The sequence below is a fragment of the Pantoea sp. LS15 genome, from assembly GCF_012241585.1.
Taxonomy (GTDB): Bacteria; Pseudomonadota; Gammaproteobacteria; order Enterobacterales; family Enterobacteriaceae; genus Enterobacter.
Window position 1 is genome coordinate 123339 of record NZ_JAAVXA010000008.1, and the last position, 17075, is coordinate 140413.

The window sequence follows — 17075 nt, forward strand, 5'->3', positions numbered from 1 at the left end:
CCGATACGTTGTAGAAAACCTGCTCAAAGCGGCAGATTTTCTTCCTTTTTTTTGTTGGCAATCGTTTGCTTTTACCAGACGGTCAGATAAAATGCCCGCTTTTCCACCGTGGGATTGCCGCCGATGTCCGTTAACACCATAGAGTCGCCTGATGCGCAACCGATTGCGCAGAAGCAAAATAGCGAACTGATTTACCGCCTTGAAGACCGCCCGCCTCTTCCTCAGACGCTTTTCGCCGCCTGCCAGCATCTTCTGGCCATGTTTGTGGCGGTGATCACCCCGGCGTTACTGATCTGCCAGGCGCTCGGTTTACCGGCTCAGGACACTCAGCACATCATCAGCATGTCTCTCTTTGCCTCTGGCGTGGCCTCGATTATTCAAATTAAAGCGTGGGGTCCGGTGGGGTCGGGTTTATTGTCGATTCAGGGCACCAGTTTTAACTTCGTGGCGCCACTGATCATGGGTGGTACAGCACTGAAAACCGGTGGCGCGGATGTCCCGACCATGATGGCGGCGCTATTCGGCACGCTGATGCTGGCAAGCTGCACGGAAATGGTCATCTCCCGCGTACTGCACCTGGCGCGCCGCGTCATCACCCCGCTGGTATCCGGCGTGGTGGTGATGATTATCGGCCTGTCTCTGATTCAGGTTGGCCTGACTTCCATCGGCGGCGGTTATGGCGCAATGGCCGACCACACCTTCGGCGCACCGAAAAACCTGCTGCTGGCGGGTGTCGTGCTGGCGATCATTATTCTGCTTAACCGTCAGCGCAACCCGTATCTGCGCGTCGCATCGCTGGTGATTGCCATGGCGGCGGGTTATCTGCTGGCATGGGCGCTGGGCATGCTGCCAGAGAACACCGCGCCAACCAACAGCGCGCTGATCACCGTTCCAACACCACTCTACTACGGCCTGGGCATTGACTGGGGTCTGCTCCTGCCGCTGATGCTGGTCTTTATGATCACCTCTCTGGAGACCATCGGCGATATCACTGCCACTTCAGACGTCTCCGAGCAGCCGGTTTCCGGCCCGCTGTACATGAAGCGCCTTAAAGGCGGCGTGCTGGCGAACGGCCTGAACTCGTTTGTTTCTGCGGTATTCAATACCTTCCCGAACTCCTGCTTCGGCCAGAACAACGGCGTGATCCAGTTGACTGGCGTTGCCAGCCGCTACGTCGGTTTTGTGGTGGCGCTGATGCTGATTGTTCTCGGTCTGTTCCCGGCGGTAAGCGGCTTTGTGCAGCACATTCCGGAGCCGGTACTGGGCGGCGCAACACTGGTGATGTTTGGCACAATTGCCGCTTCCGGCGTACGCATCGTTTCCCGCGAGCCGTTGAACCGCCGCGCGATTATGATTATCGCTCTGTCGCTGGCCGTGGGTCTGGGTGTGTCTCAGCAGCCGCTGATCCTGCAGTTTGCCCCGGACTGGGTGAAAAACCTGCTCTCTTCCGGCATTGCCGCGGGCGGTATCACCGCTATCGTGCTGAACCTCGTATTCCCGCCTGAGAAAAATTGATCTCTCTCACGGCAGGCAGTCAATGCCTGCCGTGACATCTAATTACACCATTCCCGCCTTGAGGATTGCGCATAAATCGTGCATAACTCCTTTATGTGCGTTTTGCGGGATGGAAGACCATGAAATTTATTGGAAAGCTACTCGTCTATCTTCTGGTAGCCGTGCTGATTGTGGTGCTGGCGCTCTATATCCTGCTCCAGACCCGCTGGGGAGCGAGTCAGGTCAGCAACTGGGTGACGGTAAATACCGACTACGAGCTCAGTTTCGACAAGATGAATCACCGCTTTTCGTCGCCTTCCCACATCATTCTGGAAAACGTCACCTTTGGCCGGGATGGCAAGCCCGCCACGCTGGTTGCGAAAAAAGTCGATATTGGCCTCAGTAGCCGACAGTTCACCGATCCGCTGCATATGGATACCATCTCCCTGTTCGATGGCACGCTGAATCTTTCTCCTCAGACTGCGCCGCTGCCTTTCCAGTCAGACCGTCTGCAACTGAACAACATGGCCTTTAACAGCCCCAATACGGAGTGGGATTTAAGTGCCCAGAAAGTCACGGGGGGTGTTAGCCCCTGGCAACCAGAAGCAGGCAACGTGCTGGGTAAGAATGCGCAAATCCAGATGAGCGCAGGCTCGCTCACCCTGAACGGCATGCCGGCCACCAATGTGTTGATCGAGGGTCAGTTGAACGGCAAGGAAGTGGTGTTGAACACCATCGGTGCCGATATTGCACGCGGTTCACTCACCGGCTCCGCCCTGCGTAACGCTGACGGAAGCTGGATCATCGACACCCTGCGTCTGAACGAGATCCGCCTGCAGAGCGATAAAACGCTGATGGATTTCTTCGCACCGCTGACCACCATCCCCTCTCTGCAGATTGGCCGCCTGGATGTAACCGATGCCCGCCTGCAGGGCCCGGACTGGGCAGTCACTGACCTTGATTTAAGCCTGCGCAACCTGACACTGAGTAAAGGCGACTGGCAGAGCCAGGAAGGGCGTTTATCCATGAACGCCAGCGAATTCATCTACGGTTCGCTGCATCTGTTTGACCCAATCCTGAATGCGGAATTCTCTCCGCAGGGCGTGGCATTGCGCCAGCTCACCTCCCGCTGGGAAGGCGGCATGGTGCGCACCTCTGGCAACTGGCAGCGCGACGGCAAAGCGCTGGTGCTGGACGATGTCGCCATCGCCGGGCTGGAGTATACCCTGCCGCAGAACTGGAAAACGCTGTGGATGGAGCCTCTGCCGGAATGGCTCAACAGCGTGACACTGCAAAAATTCGGTCTGAGCCGCAACCTGGTGATCGACATCGATCCGACCTTCCCGTGGCAGATCACCTCTCTTGATGGCTATGGCGCGAACCTGCAACTGGTGAAAGATCGCCAGTGGGGCGTCTGGGGCGGTAGCGCAACCCTGAACGGCGCGGCGGCAACCTTTAACCGCGTGGATGTACGTCGCCCGTCACTGGCACTGAATGCCAATGCTGCCACGGTGAATATTACTGACCTGAGCGCGTTTACTGAGAAAGGCATTCTGGAAGCCACGGCGACGGTTTCACAACTGCCGCAACGGCAAACCACTATTAGCCTGAACGGGCGCGGTGTGCCGCTGAACGTGATCGAGCACTGGGGTTGGCCAGCGCTGCCGATTGCGGGCGACGGCAACATTCAGCTCACCGCCAGCGGCAGCGTGCAGGACAAGGCCCCGCTGAAGCCAACCGTTAACGGGAAACTGAATGCAGTGAATATGGATAAGCAGCAAGTCGAGCAGACAATGGTCGGTGGAGTGGTGTCGACGATTCAGGCGGCACAATAAATAAGCCGGGTGGCGGCTACGAGGTTTTGTTCCCTCTCCCTGTGGGAGAGGGCCAGGGTGAGGGCATCAGACCGCACAATTCCTGATGAATCAAAGATGAACCACTACCTCATCCCCCTCGGATTTCACCCCCACACCCCACTCGCTGCCTGCGTGTGAGCCGCCCTTCACGCCGCTCACCTTCTGCACGTTGCGCAAACACACCGACCAGTCTTGTGCCTCATCATCACCTGTAATGGTCACCGTATCGCCGTCGTCCAGGTTAAACAACTGGAAGACTATGCCCTCGTTCTACGCATAGTCTGGCTTCTGTTTATTGTATTTTGTGATCGCGGTAAATGTCGGGGAGTACGAAGCGCTAACATGAGGATTTTCTTAGGAATTAACTGAAATGACCCGGTACAGGTCAAAAGAGAGGTGAAAAAAGTGTGTAGGGGTATGTGGTAAATGCCTGAAAGTAGCTATAATGCGCCCCGCCTCCATGTAGCAATCGAGGCGCGGAAGATCGTCATCTCCGGTGAGGTGGCTGGACTTCAAATCCAGTTGGGGACGCCAGCGTTCCCGGGCAGGTTCGACTCCTGTGATCTTCCGCCAAAAGTTCATTTCTTTTTATACAAAGTTTCGAGTGCTGCTAATAGGTCCCGTAATCCAGTATTGAAATCTTTTCTAAAATCCGCGTATTTTTTTGTTTTTAATAATTCAGGTATTTTGCAATCCTTTAAAAGCAAAGGAAGCACATGAATACGATCATGTTGAATTTCATTCCAATATTTTGTTTGCCATTCTCTTTCTACCCATTTTGATGAAACAGCATTTTCTGAAAGGATAACAATTACAAAATCAGCTTCTTCTAATCCGTCAGAGATTCGTTCGGGAATGCTTTCCCCTACTTTTATGTCCCATTCATCCAACCAAGGAACATATCCATTCGCTTCAAGGTCCATACATAACATCTTTGCAAATGGTTTATCCAATGATGAATGAGAGATGAAAACTTTTGCCCCGCTAGGTTTACTCATATATCGCTGCTCCACAATTTGATCCAGAAGAGTAGTTTCAATGTAATGTAATTCTGAAAAATAACTGCACAATTTCTTATAAGATATTTTATTGTATGGGGAGCATAGTTTAGTAAGTTCAGTTTTACGAATTACTAAATCGTGCATTGATGCATATTCTAAATCATCATAAGAGATATTATAATGCTCAGTCGCTAGAGAAAAATGACCAAAATATACTATAGCAACATGGATTACACCTTCTATTGTTTCATCACCATTTTCTTCATCCCATTCATGGTTTTCTGGAAAAAGAGAATCATCATCATCGTAATAACCAATACGTCCTTTAAATTTTCCAGATATTACTTTAACGGTACCATATCGATTCATTTCTTTAGGCATGGCTGAATCCTATATTCATAATATTAACCCTTAGGTTCAATTTTCCTTAATCGCAACGCCTCCCTCACCAGCTCCTTCAACCAGCTGGCGAGACTCACCCCTTCCTCAGCAGCCACAGCATCCAACTGTTCTTTCAATGCCGGATCCATACGCATCTTAAACTGCGGAGACTGCCCGCCACCTTTTGGTTTTTTTTCGCGCGATATGATTGACATGAGGCCACCTAACCCCCTTTTATTTGCAACGCCCCGTTGTGCGGGAACACAACCGGAGCGTCTAACCTCACCAACTATCAAGGAGTTGATTATGGCTGATTCGCATTCTACCCCAGACACCGACCAATCCGGAACCGAGCGTTCGTTAATTGTGGGATATCGCCCGAAGGTTCACGACAAATCCACCCCCAATATTATTCTTTCCGGCAAGTGGCTGCGCGCAGCGGGATTTGAAACCGGACATCAGGTCACGGTGAAAGTCATGAAAGGCTGCATCGTGTTGATGGCGTATAGCGAGAACGAGCAGAAGTTGCTGGACGATTACAAACACGCGCAAGCAAAGTTAACCGAAATACAGGGTGCATTGGCTCATTAGTTTTTCCAGAAACCTGGATAACAAAACAGGCGGGTAAGCCTGGAGGCAACAAAATGAAGACGTTAAATGAAGCGATTGCATCCCGTCCACCGGAAAGCCAGCTGCGAGTTAAAGAGATGGCAGAGGAAATGAGCTATGCAATCGTTCTGCAACTGGATCAGGAAGAGGAAAAGCTGTCGCAAGCAACTTGTAAGTCGGACTTACAAGTTCCACCAGGGGTTAAGAACTCATAATAAGCATCATTATTCATGTTCGGTGACGTCGTCCTCGCTCCCCAAGGGAGAGAGGACGTCCGTGCAGACATTTTTTGAGGGGAGTTCCTGAGCCCCAGCGGGGTAAATATTATTCTCCCAACCGCATATGCAACAACGGAAACGGATTCCCCTGCCCATCCAGTTCAGAGCGCCCGATCTGCTCAAACCCCATATGGTGATAAAATTCCACCCCCTGCGGGTTTTGCTCGTTCACATCCACTTCATTCACGCCAAACTCTGCAATGGCGTGTTGTAGCAGTAATTTCCCGACGCCCTTCCCCCGGCTCGCATCATCAACAAACAACATTTCAATGCGATTTTCATCAACGCCTAAAAAACCGTGAATAACACCTGCGTTATCTTCAGCAATAACAACCTTGAGGTTAGGTAAATACGCATTGAGCAATAACGGGCGCAGCGCCGCAATATCGCTTTCCTGTAAAAAGTGGTGGGTGGCGCGGACGGAAGATTCCCAGATCGCGACCAGACGTTCGAAGTGTGCGGGGAGTGCGGTTTCTATTTTCATGGGGGGATCATTATAGGGCGCGGCGATTAAATCAAGTATCCAGAAGCATGGAGGCAATAAACTGAAGACCTTAAATGAATCGTACCTGTGAAAGTCGAAAGCGTATCAAGGAAATGGCCCATAAGTTTGTTCAGGAGACTGGGCAGCAGATAGAGCATAAAAAGCAAGAGTCCCCAACAGACATTGAGAATAAAGAAACCAGTTAATCCTTCATGGCAGTTGTTCGGGTAAACCGAACAACTGAAGAACGGTAAATATTGTAGCGCCCTGTCCACCCTCACCCTAGCCCTCTCCCGAAGGGAGAGGGAACTGGCCGTGCGGTTTGTCATCCCCCACCCTGATTTCCATCACCGCATATACCCCATCCTTCGGCACCACAACGGTGACGTTTTCCACCGGCACACCCGCTGCAATATGAATATCCTGCAACTGTTGCAGTGTCCTTGGGTAAATATCCTCCCAGCCAATACCCCGCAGCACAAAATCAATCTGCGGGCTGCTGGTCAGCATGTTCGACACAATCACCGCGCCGCCGGGCTTGACCAGCCGCAGCACGCGCTGGAGAAAAATCACCGCATCGGCATCATTGAAGTATTCGAAAATCCCCAGCGCATCGACCAGTTCTGCCTGGTGCTCACCCAGCTCCAGCAGTAAGTCCTCGTTACGCACCAGCGTGTGCAACAAGTTGCGTCTGAGCAGGGTCAGCTGTTCACCCACAACAATACCTTCCTGCGCCGCCATGGTTTCGGCCCAGCTCAGCGCCACAGGGTCTTTGTCCACCAGCGTGAGATAAACCTGCTGACCGTCGAGCCTGGCCTCGCGCAGCGCCTCCAGCACCGGAATAGCGGCCCCACTCGCCAGGCTGACCCAGTTGTTCTCACTTTCGTTATGAATGTACTTTTCCACCAGCGCGGCCAGAACTCTGGCACGGGAGCGCACGCCAACCGCATCGTTAGCGTGGATAAACCACTGGCGGCTGTCGCTGTCCATTTTTGTTCCGTCAGGCAGGCGGTCTTCCAGCGGGTTTTGCACTACAAACAACGCCAGCGCGGAGGGCACCAGCCGGGTTCGCCACGCGGTAAGCGCCGGGCGGTTACGAAAAGCCTGTTCGGAATAACGGTTTTGAGGGACAAGCACGGCCTGCCCGCCTTCTTCGTATTCAATCAACGGAGGCCGGAGCGCTGGCTCGGCTTTCAGCGCCCGGTCAAGCGTAGTGATCTCACGGACAGCATCGTCTTTCATCGGCCACTGGTCGCTGACATCGGGAAATGACGCACTGAAAATCGTCATATTTTCCGGCGCGTCGCCGCGAAAAGGCTGCCAGTTCATCTCGTTGTCTCCCGTTACGCTGATAACAAAAGTCTATCCAGGCAGGCCAGTAATACCCTACGAAGAAAGCACGATCTTCACTGCTTCACCCACACCCGCGGAGCAATCCCAGAACCCAAACGGCACACTTTTCGGTGCTTCATCCCGTCCGGGAAAATTCGTAGTATATTGAGAATATTCCTCCACTCTGGACACGAGCATGGCTTACTCCATCGGCGAATTCGCCAGACTCAGCGGCATCACCGCTACCACGTTGCGTGCGTGGCAGCGTCGCTATGGTTTACTCAAGCCACAGCGCACGGATGGCGGTCACCGCCAGTACAGTGATGAAGACGTCCAGCAGGCGCTAAAAATCCTCGACTGGGTAAAAAAAGGCGTCCCTATTGGCCAGGTCAAACCCCTGCTGGAACGCCCGACACCGGGTAGGACCAATAACTGGCAAACCCTGCAACAGAACATGCTGCAACGCCTGCAGGAAGGCAAAATCGAGTCCCTGCGCCAGATGATTTACGACGCCGGACGCGAATACCCTCGGCCAGAACTGGTCACGAACGTACTACGCCCCTTGCGTAGCCAGGTCTCCGCTAACGTCGCCGCTGCCATGACCCTGCGCGCAATCCTCGATGGCATCATCATCGCCTATACCTCCTTCTGCCTCGAAGGTGATAAAAAAGCGCCGGGCGATAATATTCTGCTCAGTGGCTGGCATCTGAACGACGCATGCGAGATCTGGCTCGAAGCCTTAACGCGCACCGGCCAGGGCCACCGGATCGACATTCTGCCCTCGCCTCCTGCCACGCTGGCACCTGAAATATTCCCGGATCGTAAATGGCTTCTGGTGACCAGCGGGAAACTCACCGCCGCAGGCAAAAAACAGCTTGAACAGTGGCAGCAGCACGTCTCCATTGAGGTTATCACCCTCAAATAAAATCCATTTAAATTCAATATCAACACAAAACACCCCCACCAAAACTTGGACAAATAATCAATATTGTGTAAGTTTTAAGTATTGGATCTGGAGGTGTTCACCATGACAAAAAAACCTGTGCTGGGTATTAGCGGATGTTTGACCGGTTCCGCCGTTCGCTTTGACGGCGGGCATAAACGTATGGGTTTTGTCATGGACGAGCTGGCCCAGTGGGTCAGCTTCAAACCGGTCTGCCCTGAAATGGCGATTGGCCTGCCTACCCCACGTCCTGCCATACGTTTAACGCTGACAGAAAACGGTGAAACGCAACTGCGTTTCAGCAAGCCACCCCATGAGAACATCACGCAAAAAATGGTCGACTTTGCGGCGGATTATCTGCCTAAAATCGGCGATCTGGCGGGGTTCATTGTCTGCGCAAAATCCCCAAGCTGCGGCATGGAACGCGTGCGGCTGTATGACGAAAACGGCAACCGGGGCCGCAAGGAGGGTGTCGGGCTGTTCACCGCCGCGCTCCTTGAAACCTGGCCGTGGCTGCCCGTGGAAGAAGACGGACGCCTGCACGATCCGGTTCTGCGGGAAAACTTTATCGAGCGCGTTTTTGCCCTGCATGAGCTGAACACCCTGCGAGCCAACGGCCTGACGCGCCGCGCGCTGCTGGATTTCCACAGCCGCTATAAGCTCCAGCTGCTGGCGCACCATCAGGCGGGTTATCGCGAAATCGGCCCGTTCGTTGCGTCGCTGCACGAGTGGGAAGACCTGGACGCCTTCTTCGTGGCGTACCGGGAAAAGCTGATGACGATCCTGAAAAAACCCGCCTCGCGGAAGAATCACACCAACGTGTTGATGCATATTCAGGGGTATTTCCGTAACCAGCTGAACACCCGCCAGCGTGGCGAACTGCGCGATGTGATCCTGCACTATCGTAACGGGCAGTTGCCCATCCTTGCGCCGCTGACTCTGCTCAAACACTACATGGCCGAATACCCTGACCAGTATCTGATGACGCAAAACTACTTTGATCCCTATCCTGATGATTTGGGTCTGCGTCTGGCAGTCAAGTGATCACAAAAATGCGAAGGCCCCATTGACCCGTAGAGGCCCAAAGCAGTACCCCGTTTAGACGACATCCTCACTGTCGTCTCTTTTTTGCATTTAACCTCAAAGACTGTGATTATATACAGGCTTATTCTGCAAAAAGGGGCCTACCCGTGATCAACACCCTGCACATTCAAAACTACCGCTCAATTCGCGATACATCACTGGAGCTGGAACAGCTCAACATTGTCTTCGGCCCAAACGGCACCGGGAAATCGAATATTTATAAGGCGATTTACCTGATGCACAGCGCGGCTCAGGGGCAGTTTTCCCAGGCACTGGCGAATGAAGGTGGGATTTTGAAAGTGTTCTGGGCAGGGAAAACCCGCAGCGACCAGTTGCGGCGCATGAACCTGGCGGTAGAAACCGAAACCTACGAATACGAATTGCAGGTGGGTTTTGTCGAAAAGCTGCCTTATCCGTCGCAGTTTCAGCTCGACCCGGTGATCAAAGAAGAGTCCATCTGGCTCAGCGGCCAGCACCGTCGTCCGTCGTCACAGCTGATGAAGCGCAAGAATCAGGCTGTGTTTCTGAACAACGTGCATCACGAAAAAGTGACCCACAGCGGCACGCTGTATGAGAACGAATCGGTGTTCGGGCAGCTCGGCGAACCGCATCTTTACCCGGAAGTGTCACAGATGCGCGAATCTCTGCGTAACTGGCGTTTCTATCACGAGTTTTCCGTCTCATCCGGCTCGGCAATGCGGGCTCCACAGGTCGGTTTCCGCTCCCCGGTGCTCGCCAGCGATGGCTCAAATCTGGCGGCAGCGTTTCAGACCATCGTCGAGATTGGCGACGAGCTGCTGCTGATGCGCATTCTCGACCAGGCATTTCCTGGCTGCGTGTTTTACAGCGACAACACCGGCGGGCGTTTCCGCATGATGATGCAGCGAGAAGGTCTGAGCAGGCCGCTGGAACCGGCGGAGTTTTCCGACGGCACCCTGCGTTTCCTGTGCCTGGCGGTGGCGCTGTTAAGCCCGCGCCCGCCAGCGTTTATCGCGTTGAACGAGCCGGAAAACAGTCTGCACCCGCAGATGCTGCCTGCCCTGGCAAGCTTAATTGCTGAGGCCAGCCGCTATTCACAAATCTGGCTTACCAGCCACTCTCCGGAGCTGGCGAATTTGATTGAGAAGCAGAGGTCGTTTTCGCTGTATCAGCTAAAGATGGTAGAGGGGGAGACGAGGGTGGAGCGGCTGGGGTAGGTTTTATTCTCTCACCTTCCTTACCTTAAATAACCACACATCAGGACGGGTCTTATAGGAAAGAGTACAATGCCATCAATATCTTAATGCGCATTTATTATTCCTGGAGACACATCATGAAAAGCATTCTGACCGCATCCCTGTTCGCCCTTTCTGCCTCTGTCTTTGCAGGAGCGACCCCGCACTGGACATATGAAGGTAAGGCCGGTCCGAATAACTGGGGAGAGCTCAGCGACGAGTTTGTCACCTGCAAGACCGGGAAATTTCAGTCGCCGATTGATATCCGTCAGCCCTTTGATGCCGCACTGCCGCCGCTGGAACTGAATTTCCATACTGCCGCCGAAAAGATGATTAACAATGGTCACACCCTGCAGGTGACCGCCAGCGATGAAGATGAGTTCCGCCTGGATGACCAGACCTTCATCCTGCGCCAGTACCATTTCCACACTCCGAGCGAAAACCGGATCAACGGTAAATCCTTCCCGCTGGAAGCGCATTTTGTTCATGCCAGTAAAGAGGGCGACATCGCGGTGCTCGCCGTTATGTTTGAGGTAGGCCCTGAGAACAGCGCGTTGACTCCACTGCTGGCACACCTTCCGAAGGAAAAGGACCATGAAGTGTCGATTGATAAACGCCTCGATCTTCGTCCGTTGTTCCCGGCTGACCTGCACTACTATCGCTTCAGCGGTTCGCTGACCACCCCACCGTGCACCGAAGGGCTGCGCTGGCTGGTGATGAAAAACACCGTGACCTTGTCAGAAAAGCAGCTGGAGATGTTTAAGCAGGCGCTTGAGCACAGCAACAACCGTCCGCTTCAACCGCTGAACGGCCGTGTGATTGTTCAGTAACACCGTGTGACGCATAAAAATCCCGCCGTGCGGGCGGGATAACCACAGATTACTTTCTGCAGTGATGTATCTTCGGCACGTTCAGTTCGCAATACAATTTTCAATTTATGGTTGCCAGTTAATGCTGGCAGGATAATCTGTAAGTGTTGGTTATCAGATGAGAAAATCAAAATGGATATTGCACTTTTCCCTGGTCAAAATGCCCGAGCTTGGGCTGAAACAATGATTAACCTCGAAGCACGGAGGCTTATCAATACTGCGAATATGGTTGGTGGGCAGCATCTCAGCGACGGACTCGCACGCATTAAATTTATGGACGATATCCGGCAATTTGTAATGCAACAATTTAGCGCAACCCGGGCGGCCAAAACTGAAGAAGAGTGTATGGTGTGCCTGAAAAACATCCGAGCTGAGAACGAAAGTCTTCTTGACCAAAGTAGAATGATTCGCTCTCGTACCGCCCAGCTATTTGCTCAGATTGAACTGGTTAAAGAAAATAACAAGGTCGTCGGTTACGTTATCTCGTCGATTAAGGTTGTGCTTTCAGGGTTACAGATTGTTGCAGGTGTTGGTGCAATGATGACAATGAATCCCGTGGGTGTACTTGCCGGAGCGATTCTGGTTATGGATGGTGCAAATGCCATTTCAAAAGAAATTAACAGAACGCTACAACACCAACCAAACTCCGAAGGTATGCTGGCCGATGGCGTAATGGATATCGCTCAGTTTATGGGGTTTAAACGTGAATCAGCTCTGGGGATATTCAATAGCGTAAGCCTGGCAGCAAGTGTCTATACGGTATTTGGTGCAATACGAAAACCCGAATCATGGCGTCTATTTCGCTATCTCCCGCTGGATTTCTACCGCAAGGTCGATGGAATGAATCGCGCAGTGCTCACCATGAAAATTGTCGGCTGGGGTGTCTCTGCAAAAGTCTCATTTGATTTAATATCTAATGCGTCTGGCCAGAACTAATGTATTTCTTCCTGTAACGCCAGGCTTTATAGGTAATGAGCGGGGGTTGAAAAAACCAGACAATCATCAATACGATGAATAGAGAAATGCCCCCGGAAACAATGTTGTACTGCTCAGCGAAAAAAAGAAGCGCCAGGAAAATCAGAGCCACAGCAGCAGTAATACACAGAACCATGATAAATCGCTTACCTAAGTCAAGCACGACCTCAAGCAGAGATGAACCATAACGGTTAATGTTTCGGTTCAGATACGCTAATTCTTTTACGGTGAAACCTGCTTCAAGTAACTGCGTTTCAATATTGGCCATGCCACTACCTTTTCTTCTGGAAAGTAACGTGGAATATCTTAACCGGAAGAGATGCGTCTTGTAACCAGTCTGATACATCAGCATTAAACAGCAAAAAAATCAGGTTAGGGGGTGTAATGCGCGTTCGTCAGGATCGTTCTTAATCGTGAGGCGTAAAAGGTCTCCCACGCCATTTATTCCATCGAGACAGAATTATTTTTAGCTGAAGATGGCTGAATTCGGAACGTTTTGCGCCATTCTGCCGGGCTGACCCCAAAACGCGCTTTAAACTGCTGGCGATATGTCACCGCCGACACAAATCCCACCTGCTCTGCCACGCGTTCAATCGGTATATTTCCGGCTTCAAGCAGGATCTGGCTGCGCCGCAGGCGTTCGGCGGTAAGCCAGTCGGCGACGCTCATACCCGTGGCTTTAACAAAATGGCGAGTCAGGGTGCGGCGGCTCATGGAAACCACTTCCGCCAGCGCGTCCAGATTATGCGGCTCGTTAATGTGTTGCTGGAGATAATCAATCAGACAGTTAATCCGCGCATCGCGGGTATCTTTTGGTACAGGCTGGGCAATAAACTGCGCCTGCCCACCCTCACGGTGGGGGGGAACAATCATCCGCCGGGCAATCTGGTTCGCGACCACGCTGCCAAAGCGCTGGCGGATAATATACAAACAGCAATCCAGCGCAGCGGCGGTGCCCGCTGAGGTGATGATGTTGTCGTCATCGACGTAGAGGGCGTTGATATCCAGCTGGACGTTCGGGAAAAGCGACTGGAACTGGTGCTCAAACTCCCAGTGCGTGGCTGCGCGTTTGCCATCGAGAATACCCGCGTAGCCCAGCACAAACGAACCCAGGCACAGCCCGACCATTTCCGCACCGTTGTCTCTTGCCTGCACCAGGCTATCGAGCAGCATCTGCGGCGGGCGTTCCAGAACGTGCTGCCAGTAAGGCACCACCACGATATCAGCCTGCGCAATTGCGGAATAATCCTGCGTGGCATTAAGCGCAAAGCCGTCTCTGGAGGTCAGTAATCCCGGTTTTTCGGCACAGATCGTGACATTAAAGCGCTTTTCCCCAGATACCGTATCACCAAACAGAATACAGGGAACGGAGTAGTGGAACGGGCTAAACCCGTCCACTGCAACAATCGCGACGTTTACTGGTGGCATTTGTCTCTCCTTTCCCCTTTGAACACTCAGAATATAACGCTTTCGCCATCCTGTGGAATGCTCAGCACATCACTGAACTGGTTGGCTTCGGCGTACTCACGCAGTGCGTGGCGGGTTAACAGGCAGTGGTTGATCGCCTCCATATGGACCGCCACAATCTGTGCCTGCGGCAGCAGGAAATGGACGTTCAGAACATCCTGCTCGCCCATAATAATCGGCCCGAAACCCAGCACATGTGCGTAACCAGCATTAAGTACCACCACATCCGGCTGGTGTTTTTGCAGATCGGCCGCCACCTCTTCGCGCCAGATGGTATCTCCTGCAATGTACAGTGTCTTCTCATCAGGATGACGCAACACCACACCGCAGGCTTCCCCCAGACGCTCCGCCAGCTCTGGCACCGCATAAGCACGATCGGTACCGTGCTGGCCGCCGTGGGTTTTCGCGATGCGGATATCGCCAAAACGAGTCTCATCTGTCATCACCGTCAGGTTGCTAAACCCCTGGCTGCGCAGCAGTGCAGCGTCACTGTCGTTTTGCACGTAGACAGGTTTGTCTTTGGCGATCAGCTCAATGGCCGTTTGATCCCAGTGATCGTTATGGGTGTGGGTGACAATCACCGCATCGGCATCCAGCAATGTTTTTACGTCAACGGGCAGTTCAACCATCGGGTTGCGAATATCTGCGCGCGCCGTGCCAGGAAAACCCGGATACGCGCCTTTTGGAGCCAGCATCGGGTCGATTAAAAAACGTTTTCCGGCGTAGGTTATCAGCTGAGTGGCATTGCGAATTTGGGTGATGTTCATGGGTTATCCTCCGGTTAGTGTGAGAAAGAGAATAGCCAGAGGGGCAGTTTTGCGATGTGGGTTAAAGGGCGATGATCGATGGAATCGGGCCAATGTGAAAAGGCGGGTTTCCCCGCCAGCATGCTTACCAGCCAGGCACTGCGCCGCCGTTAAAGATAGCCTCTGCCGCTTTCGCCACCTCAGGTGACTGATACGACTGAATAAACTCCTTCACGTTCTCTGCGTCTTTGTTGTCTTCACGCGTCACCACAATGTTCACGTACGGCGAATCTTTGTCTTCGATAAATACCCCGTCATGCACCGGCGACAACCCGGTTTGCTGGAGATAGGTGGTGCTGATGATGGCGACATCGACTTTCGGGTCATCCAGCACGCGCGGCAGTTGCGCCCCTTCCAGCTCCATAATTTTCAGGTTTTTAGGATTTGCCGTGATATCCAGCGCCGTCGGCAGCAGGCCAGTGTCTGGCTTGAGGGTAATCAGCTTCTCTTTTTGCAGCAGCAACAGCGCGCGGCCGAGGTTGGTTGGGTCGTTCGGAATAGCAATGGTTGCGCCATCTTTCAGGTCAGACACGGATTTGATCTTGCGGGAATACCCGGCCATCGGGAAGACGAAGGTATTGGCAACGGCGACCAGTTTGTAGCCGTGTGCTTTGTTATCTTCTGCGAGGAACGGGCGATGCTGGAAGACGTTGGCATCCAGTTCCCCCTGGTTGGTGGCATCGTTTGGCAACAGCGAGCCGCTAAAGCCCACCAGCTCGACATCCAGGCCATATTTCTCTTTCGCCACCTTTTTGGCGACTTCCGCCACGTCCTGTTCAGCGCCATTGATGACGCCCACTTTAATGTGTTTGGCATCGCTGCCACTTTGATCGCACCCTGCCAGCAGCAGGCCAGCAAGTACCAGAGCACCCAATCGACGTTTCACAAGACAGTTCCTTTTGCTGAATGTTTTAGTGACTATATCGACAACGAGGCGGTGAAATAAAAACCGAAAAAGAATCAATAAGAAGGATAAGTTATATGCGGTCTATTGCCGGGCTTACCCTGCCTACAGATTCAGGACTTAAAGCGCTTTTGCCAGGTAATGTCGCTGCATGCCCGGATAAGGATAATCCTGCAAAGACATCTGAAGCTGGTACCCCTGTTTTTCATAGAACGGGCGCGCCTGGAAGCTGGCGGTATCGACCAGCGCGTGCTTGCAGCCCTGGCGTCTGGCTTCGTCTTCAGCCGTTTTGATAATCCGACCGCCGACGCCGGAACCGCGCACGCTATCGCTGACCCACAGAAAATCAATATTCAGCCAGTCGCCTTTACGCACCCCAATTAGCCCACCGAGCATGATGCCTTTTTCGTCCCGCACGTAAACGCCAATATCCCCACTGAAGCTCGCCAGATCTAAAAACTGCCCGTTATAGGCTCTCAGCCCCGTCAGTAACTCTTCTTTTTCTTCAGGCGTAACTTTTTTAGTGATGCTCAAATGCATATTGCTCTCCTTATTTTCAGCGCAATCTGAATATCTCACAGCTTAACCTTCATAAAAACTCCTTATTTCCTCCATTGTTTAATCCAGGAAACATTCATTCAATATGTAAATAAAAAAAGCCTTTCCAATACGCACCCGAAACGTATACTGAGAACGATCATTCTCACTTTTACACGGTAGCCGACGATGAGTACGAAACTGGAAGAAAGACAAAAACAACGTCAGGACGAGATCATCATCGCCGCGCGCCGCTGCTTTCGCGCCAGCGGATTTCACGCTGCCAGCATGTCGCAGATTGCCAGCGAAGCGAAGCTTAGCGTCGGGCAAATTTACCGTTATTTCAGCAACAAAGACGCGATTATCGAAGAGATGATCCGCCGAATCATCGACTCGCGCATTGAGGAGATGCAGGGGAAAACCCTGGTGGAAGGGATGCCGCAGGCGCTCGCCTGGCGACAGACCCTCAACGAAGATGACGATGCTCTGATGCTGGAAATGTCCGCTGAGGCCACGCGCAATCCGCAGGTGGCGACGATGCTGATAGAAGCCGAATCGCGCATGTTCGCCAACGCCTGCGAGCACCTGAAAAAGCAGTTTCCCCACCTGAGCGACAAGCATATTCGCTGCTGCGTGGAGATTACCGCTGTGATGATCGAAGGAACTATTTATCGTCGACTCACGCCATTAAAAGTACCGTCAGAACAATTAGAACCCCTTTATCAGGATATTTTAAATATGCTTTTCTCTGCGAAGTAATCGCATATGAATAATTAGCGGGAATAAATAATCCCCCTTTTTTACATTTCTGGCTCAACCAGAGATACGGTATCGCTGTGCCT

Annotated in this window: 19 protein-coding genes, 1 tRNA gene and 1 pseudogene; 11 read left to right on the forward strand and 10 right to left on the reverse strand. The window is 52.6% G+C overall.

Going from position 1 to position 17075, the window contains the following annotated elements:
• Positions 1 to 123 precede the first annotated feature (123 nt).
• Both HED65_RS13745 and HED65_RS13750 read left to right on the forward strand, forming a co-directional pair.
• A complete protein-coding gene (locus HED65_RS13745; RefSeq protein WP_114978990.1) occupies positions 124 to 1515 on the forward strand; it encodes a nucleobase:cation symporter-2 family protein in 1392 nt (463 codons plus the stop codon).
• Between the two features lie 119 nt (positions 1516 to 1634).
• Complete coding sequence (locus HED65_RS13750) at positions 1635 to 3329, forward strand: AsmA family protein (protein ID WP_114978991.1); 1695 nt, start codon at positions 1635 to 1637, stop codon at positions 3327 to 3329.
• Between the two features lie 90 nt (positions 3330 to 3419).
• On the opposite strand, the pseudogene HED65_RS13755 reads toward HED65_RS13750, so the two are convergent.
• Positions 3420 to 3647: pseudogene (locus HED65_RS13755) on the reverse strand (hypothetical protein); the annotation flags it as partial.
• Positions 3648 to 3828: 181 nt separating this feature from the next.
• On the opposite strand from HED65_RS13755, the gene HED65_RS13760 reads away from it, so the two are divergent.
• A tRNA-Sec gene (locus tag HED65_RS13760) sits at positions 3829 to 3923 on the forward strand.
• Between the two features lie 5 nt (positions 3924 to 3928).
• Here the strand turns inward: HED65_RS13760 and HED65_RS13765 are convergent.
• Positions 3929 to 4732: a toll/interleukin-1 receptor domain-containing protein gene (locus HED65_RS13765; protein WP_114978992.1), complete on the reverse strand. Its 804-nt coding sequence runs from the start codon at positions 4730 to 4732 to the stop codon at positions 3929 to 3931.
• Between the two features lie 23 nt (positions 4733 to 4755).
• Positions 4756 to 4947: a hypothetical protein gene (locus HED65_RS13770; protein ID WP_114978993.1), complete on the reverse strand. Its 192-nt coding sequence runs from the start codon at positions 4945 to 4947 to the stop codon at positions 4756 to 4758.
• A gap of 91 nt (positions 4948 to 5038) precedes the next feature.
• Here HED65_RS13770 and HED65_RS13775 point away from each other — a divergent pair, with 91 nt between their 5' ends.
• Complete coding sequence (locus HED65_RS13775) at positions 5039 to 5323, forward strand: SymE family type I addiction module toxin (RefSeq protein WP_114978994.1); 285 nt, start codon at positions 5039 to 5041, stop codon at positions 5321 to 5323.
• 53 nt (positions 5324 to 5376) lie between these two features.
• Positions 5377 to 5556, forward strand: coding sequence for a hypothetical protein (locus HED65_RS13780; protein WP_114978995.1), 180 nt, complete (start codon positions 5377 to 5379; stop codon positions 5554 to 5556).
• 109 nt (positions 5557 to 5665) lie between these two features.
• Here HED65_RS13780 and HED65_RS13785 read toward each other — a convergent pair whose 3' ends face one another.
• On the reverse strand, positions 5666 to 6103 hold the full coding sequence (locus HED65_RS13785; RefSeq protein WP_114978996.1) for an acetyltransferase: 438 nt from the start codon (positions 6101 to 6103) through the stop codon (positions 5666 to 5668).
• A gap of 282 nt (positions 6104 to 6385) precedes the next feature.
• The gene (locus tag HED65_RS13790) at positions 6386 to 7432 is read right to left on the reverse strand and encodes a class I SAM-dependent methyltransferase (protein ID WP_114978997.1); all 1047 of its coding nucleotides are present in this window, start codon (positions 7430 to 7432) and stop codon (positions 6386 to 6388) included.
• A gap of 199 nt (positions 7433 to 7631) precedes the next feature.
• Here HED65_RS13790 and HED65_RS13795 point away from each other — a divergent pair, with 199 nt between their 5' ends.
• From HED65_RS13795 to HED65_RS13815, 5 genes are all read left to right on the forward strand, one after another.
• Positions 7632 to 8360, forward strand: a complete 729-nt coding sequence (locus tag HED65_RS13795; protein ID WP_114978998.1) for a MerR family transcriptional regulator — start codon at positions 7632 to 7634, stop codon at positions 8358 to 8360.
• 102 nt (positions 8361 to 8462) lie between these two features.
• The gene (locus HED65_RS13800; protein ID WP_114978999.1) at positions 8463 to 9422 is read left to right on the forward strand and encodes a YbgA family protein; all 960 of its coding nucleotides are present in this window, start codon (positions 8463 to 8465) and stop codon (positions 9420 to 9422) included.
• Between the two features lie 146 nt (positions 9423 to 9568).
• Positions 9569 to 10657 carry an AAA family ATPase gene (locus tag HED65_RS13805; RefSeq protein ID WP_114979000.1) on the forward strand — a complete coding sequence of 363 codons (1089 nt, stop codon included), beginning with the start codon at positions 9569 to 9571 and terminating at the stop codon, positions 10655 to 10657.
• Positions 10658 to 10773: 116 nt separating this feature from the next.
• Entirely contained in the window at positions 10774 to 11505 is a 732-nt protein-coding gene (locus tag HED65_RS13810) for a carbonic anhydrase (RefSeq protein ID WP_114979001.1), read from the forward strand.
• A gap of 171 nt (positions 11506 to 11676) precedes the next feature.
• Positions 11677 to 12480 (forward strand): DUF4225 domain-containing protein, encoded by an 804-nt coding sequence (locus HED65_RS13815; RefSeq protein WP_114979002.1) that lies wholly within the window; start codon positions 11677 to 11679, stop codon positions 12478 to 12480.
• Here the strand turns inward: HED65_RS13815 and HED65_RS13820 are convergent.
• The 5 genes from HED65_RS13820 to HED65_RS13840 form a co-directional block, all read right to left on the reverse strand.
• Positions 12458 to 12787, reverse strand: coding sequence for a hypothetical protein (locus HED65_RS13820; protein WP_114979003.1), 330 nt, complete (start codon positions 12785 to 12787; stop codon positions 12458 to 12460). The two genes, HED65_RS13815 and HED65_RS13820, sit on opposite strands and share 23 nt — an antisense overlap.
• A gap of 173 nt (positions 12788 to 12960) precedes the next feature.
• Positions 12961 to 13947: a GlxA family transcriptional regulator gene (locus tag HED65_RS13825; RefSeq protein WP_114979004.1), complete on the reverse strand. Its 987-nt coding sequence runs from the start codon at positions 13945 to 13947 to the stop codon at positions 12961 to 12963.
• A 26-nt stretch (positions 13948 to 13973) separates the two neighbouring features.
• Entirely contained in the window at positions 13974 to 14753 is a 780-nt protein-coding gene (locus HED65_RS13830; RefSeq protein WP_114979005.1) for an MBL fold metallo-hydrolase, read from the reverse strand.
• Between the two features lie 124 nt (positions 14754 to 14877).
• Positions 14878 to 15678 carry a lipoprotein NlpA gene (nlpA, locus tag HED65_RS13835; protein ID WP_114979006.1) on the reverse strand — a complete coding sequence of 267 codons (801 nt, stop codon included), beginning with the start codon at positions 15676 to 15678 and terminating at the stop codon, positions 14878 to 14880.
• Positions 15679 to 15816: 138 nt separating this feature from the next.
• Positions 15817 to 16236 (reverse strand): GNAT family N-acetyltransferase, encoded by a 420-nt coding sequence (locus tag HED65_RS13840; protein WP_114979007.1) that lies wholly within the window; start codon positions 16234 to 16236, stop codon positions 15817 to 15819.
• Between the two features lie 186 nt (positions 16237 to 16422).
• Here HED65_RS13840 and HED65_RS13845 point away from each other — a divergent pair, with 186 nt between their 5' ends.
• Positions 16423 to 16992, forward strand: a complete 570-nt coding sequence (locus HED65_RS13845) for a TetR/AcrR family transcriptional regulator (protein ID WP_114979008.1) — start codon at positions 16423 to 16425, stop codon at positions 16990 to 16992.
• Positions 16993 to 17075 lie beyond the last annotated feature (83 nt).

Bases quoted from the DNA above. Each gene is read 5' to 3' on its own strand.
- HED65_RS13745 (WP_114978990.1), top strand. From the start codon at position 124: ATGTCCGTTAACACCATAGAGTCGCCTGATGCGCAACCGATTGCGCAG.
- HED65_RS13750 (WP_114978991.1), top strand. From the start codon at position 1,635: ATGAAATTTATTGGAAAGCTACTCGTCTATCTTCTGGTAGCCGTGCTG.
- HED65_RS13765 (WP_114978992.1), bottom strand. From the start codon at position 4,732: ATGCCTAAAGAAATGAATCGATATGGTACCGTTAAAGTAATATCTGGA.
- HED65_RS13770 (WP_114978993.1), bottom strand. From the start codon at position 4,947: ATGTCAATCATATCGCGCGAAAAAAAACCAAAAGGTGGCGGGCAGTCT.
- HED65_RS13775 (WP_114978994.1), top strand. From the start codon at position 5,039: ATGGCTGATTCGCATTCTACCCCAGACACCGACCAATCCGGAACCGAG.
- HED65_RS13780 (WP_114978995.1), top strand. From the start codon at position 5,377: ATGAAGACGTTAAATGAAGCGATTGCATCCCGTCCACCGGAAAGCCAG.
- HED65_RS13785 (WP_114978996.1), bottom strand. From the start codon at position 6,103: ATGAAAATAGAAACCGCACTCCCCGCACACTTCGAACGTCTGGTCGCG.
- HED65_RS13790 (WP_114978997.1), bottom strand. From the start codon at position 7,432: ATGAACTGGCAGCCTTTTCGCGGCGACGCGCCGGAAAATATGACGATT.
- HED65_RS13795 (WP_114978998.1), top strand. From the start codon at position 7,632: ATGGCTTACTCCATCGGCGAATTCGCCAGACTCAGCGGCATCACCGCT.
- HED65_RS13800 (WP_114978999.1), top strand. From the start codon at position 8,463: ATGACAAAAAAACCTGTGCTGGGTATTAGCGGATGTTTGACCGGTTCC.
- HED65_RS13810 (WP_114979001.1), top strand. From the start codon at position 10,774: ATGAAAAGCATTCTGACCGCATCCCTGTTCGCCCTTTCTGCCTCTGTC.
- HED65_RS13815 (WP_114979002.1), top strand. From the start codon at position 11,677: ATGGATATTGCACTTTTCCCTGGTCAAAATGCCCGAGCTTGGGCTGAA.
- HED65_RS13820 (WP_114979003.1), bottom strand. From the start codon at position 12,787: ATGGCCAATATTGAAACGCAGTTACTTGAAGCAGGTTTCACCGTAAAA.
- HED65_RS13825 (WP_114979004.1), bottom strand. From the start codon at position 13,947: ATGCCACCAGTAAACGTCGCGATTGTTGCAGTGGACGGGTTTAGCCCG.
- HED65_RS13830 (WP_114979005.1), bottom strand. From the start codon at position 14,753: ATGAACATCACCCAAATTCGCAATGCCACTCAGCTGATAACCTACGCC.
- HED65_RS13840 (WP_114979007.1), bottom strand. From the start codon at position 16,236: ATGCATTTGAGCATCACTAAAAAAGTTACGCCTGAAGAAAAAGAAGAG.
- HED65_RS13845 (WP_114979008.1), top strand. From the start codon at position 16,423: ATGAGTACGAAACTGGAAGAAAGACAAAAACAACGTCAGGACGAGATC.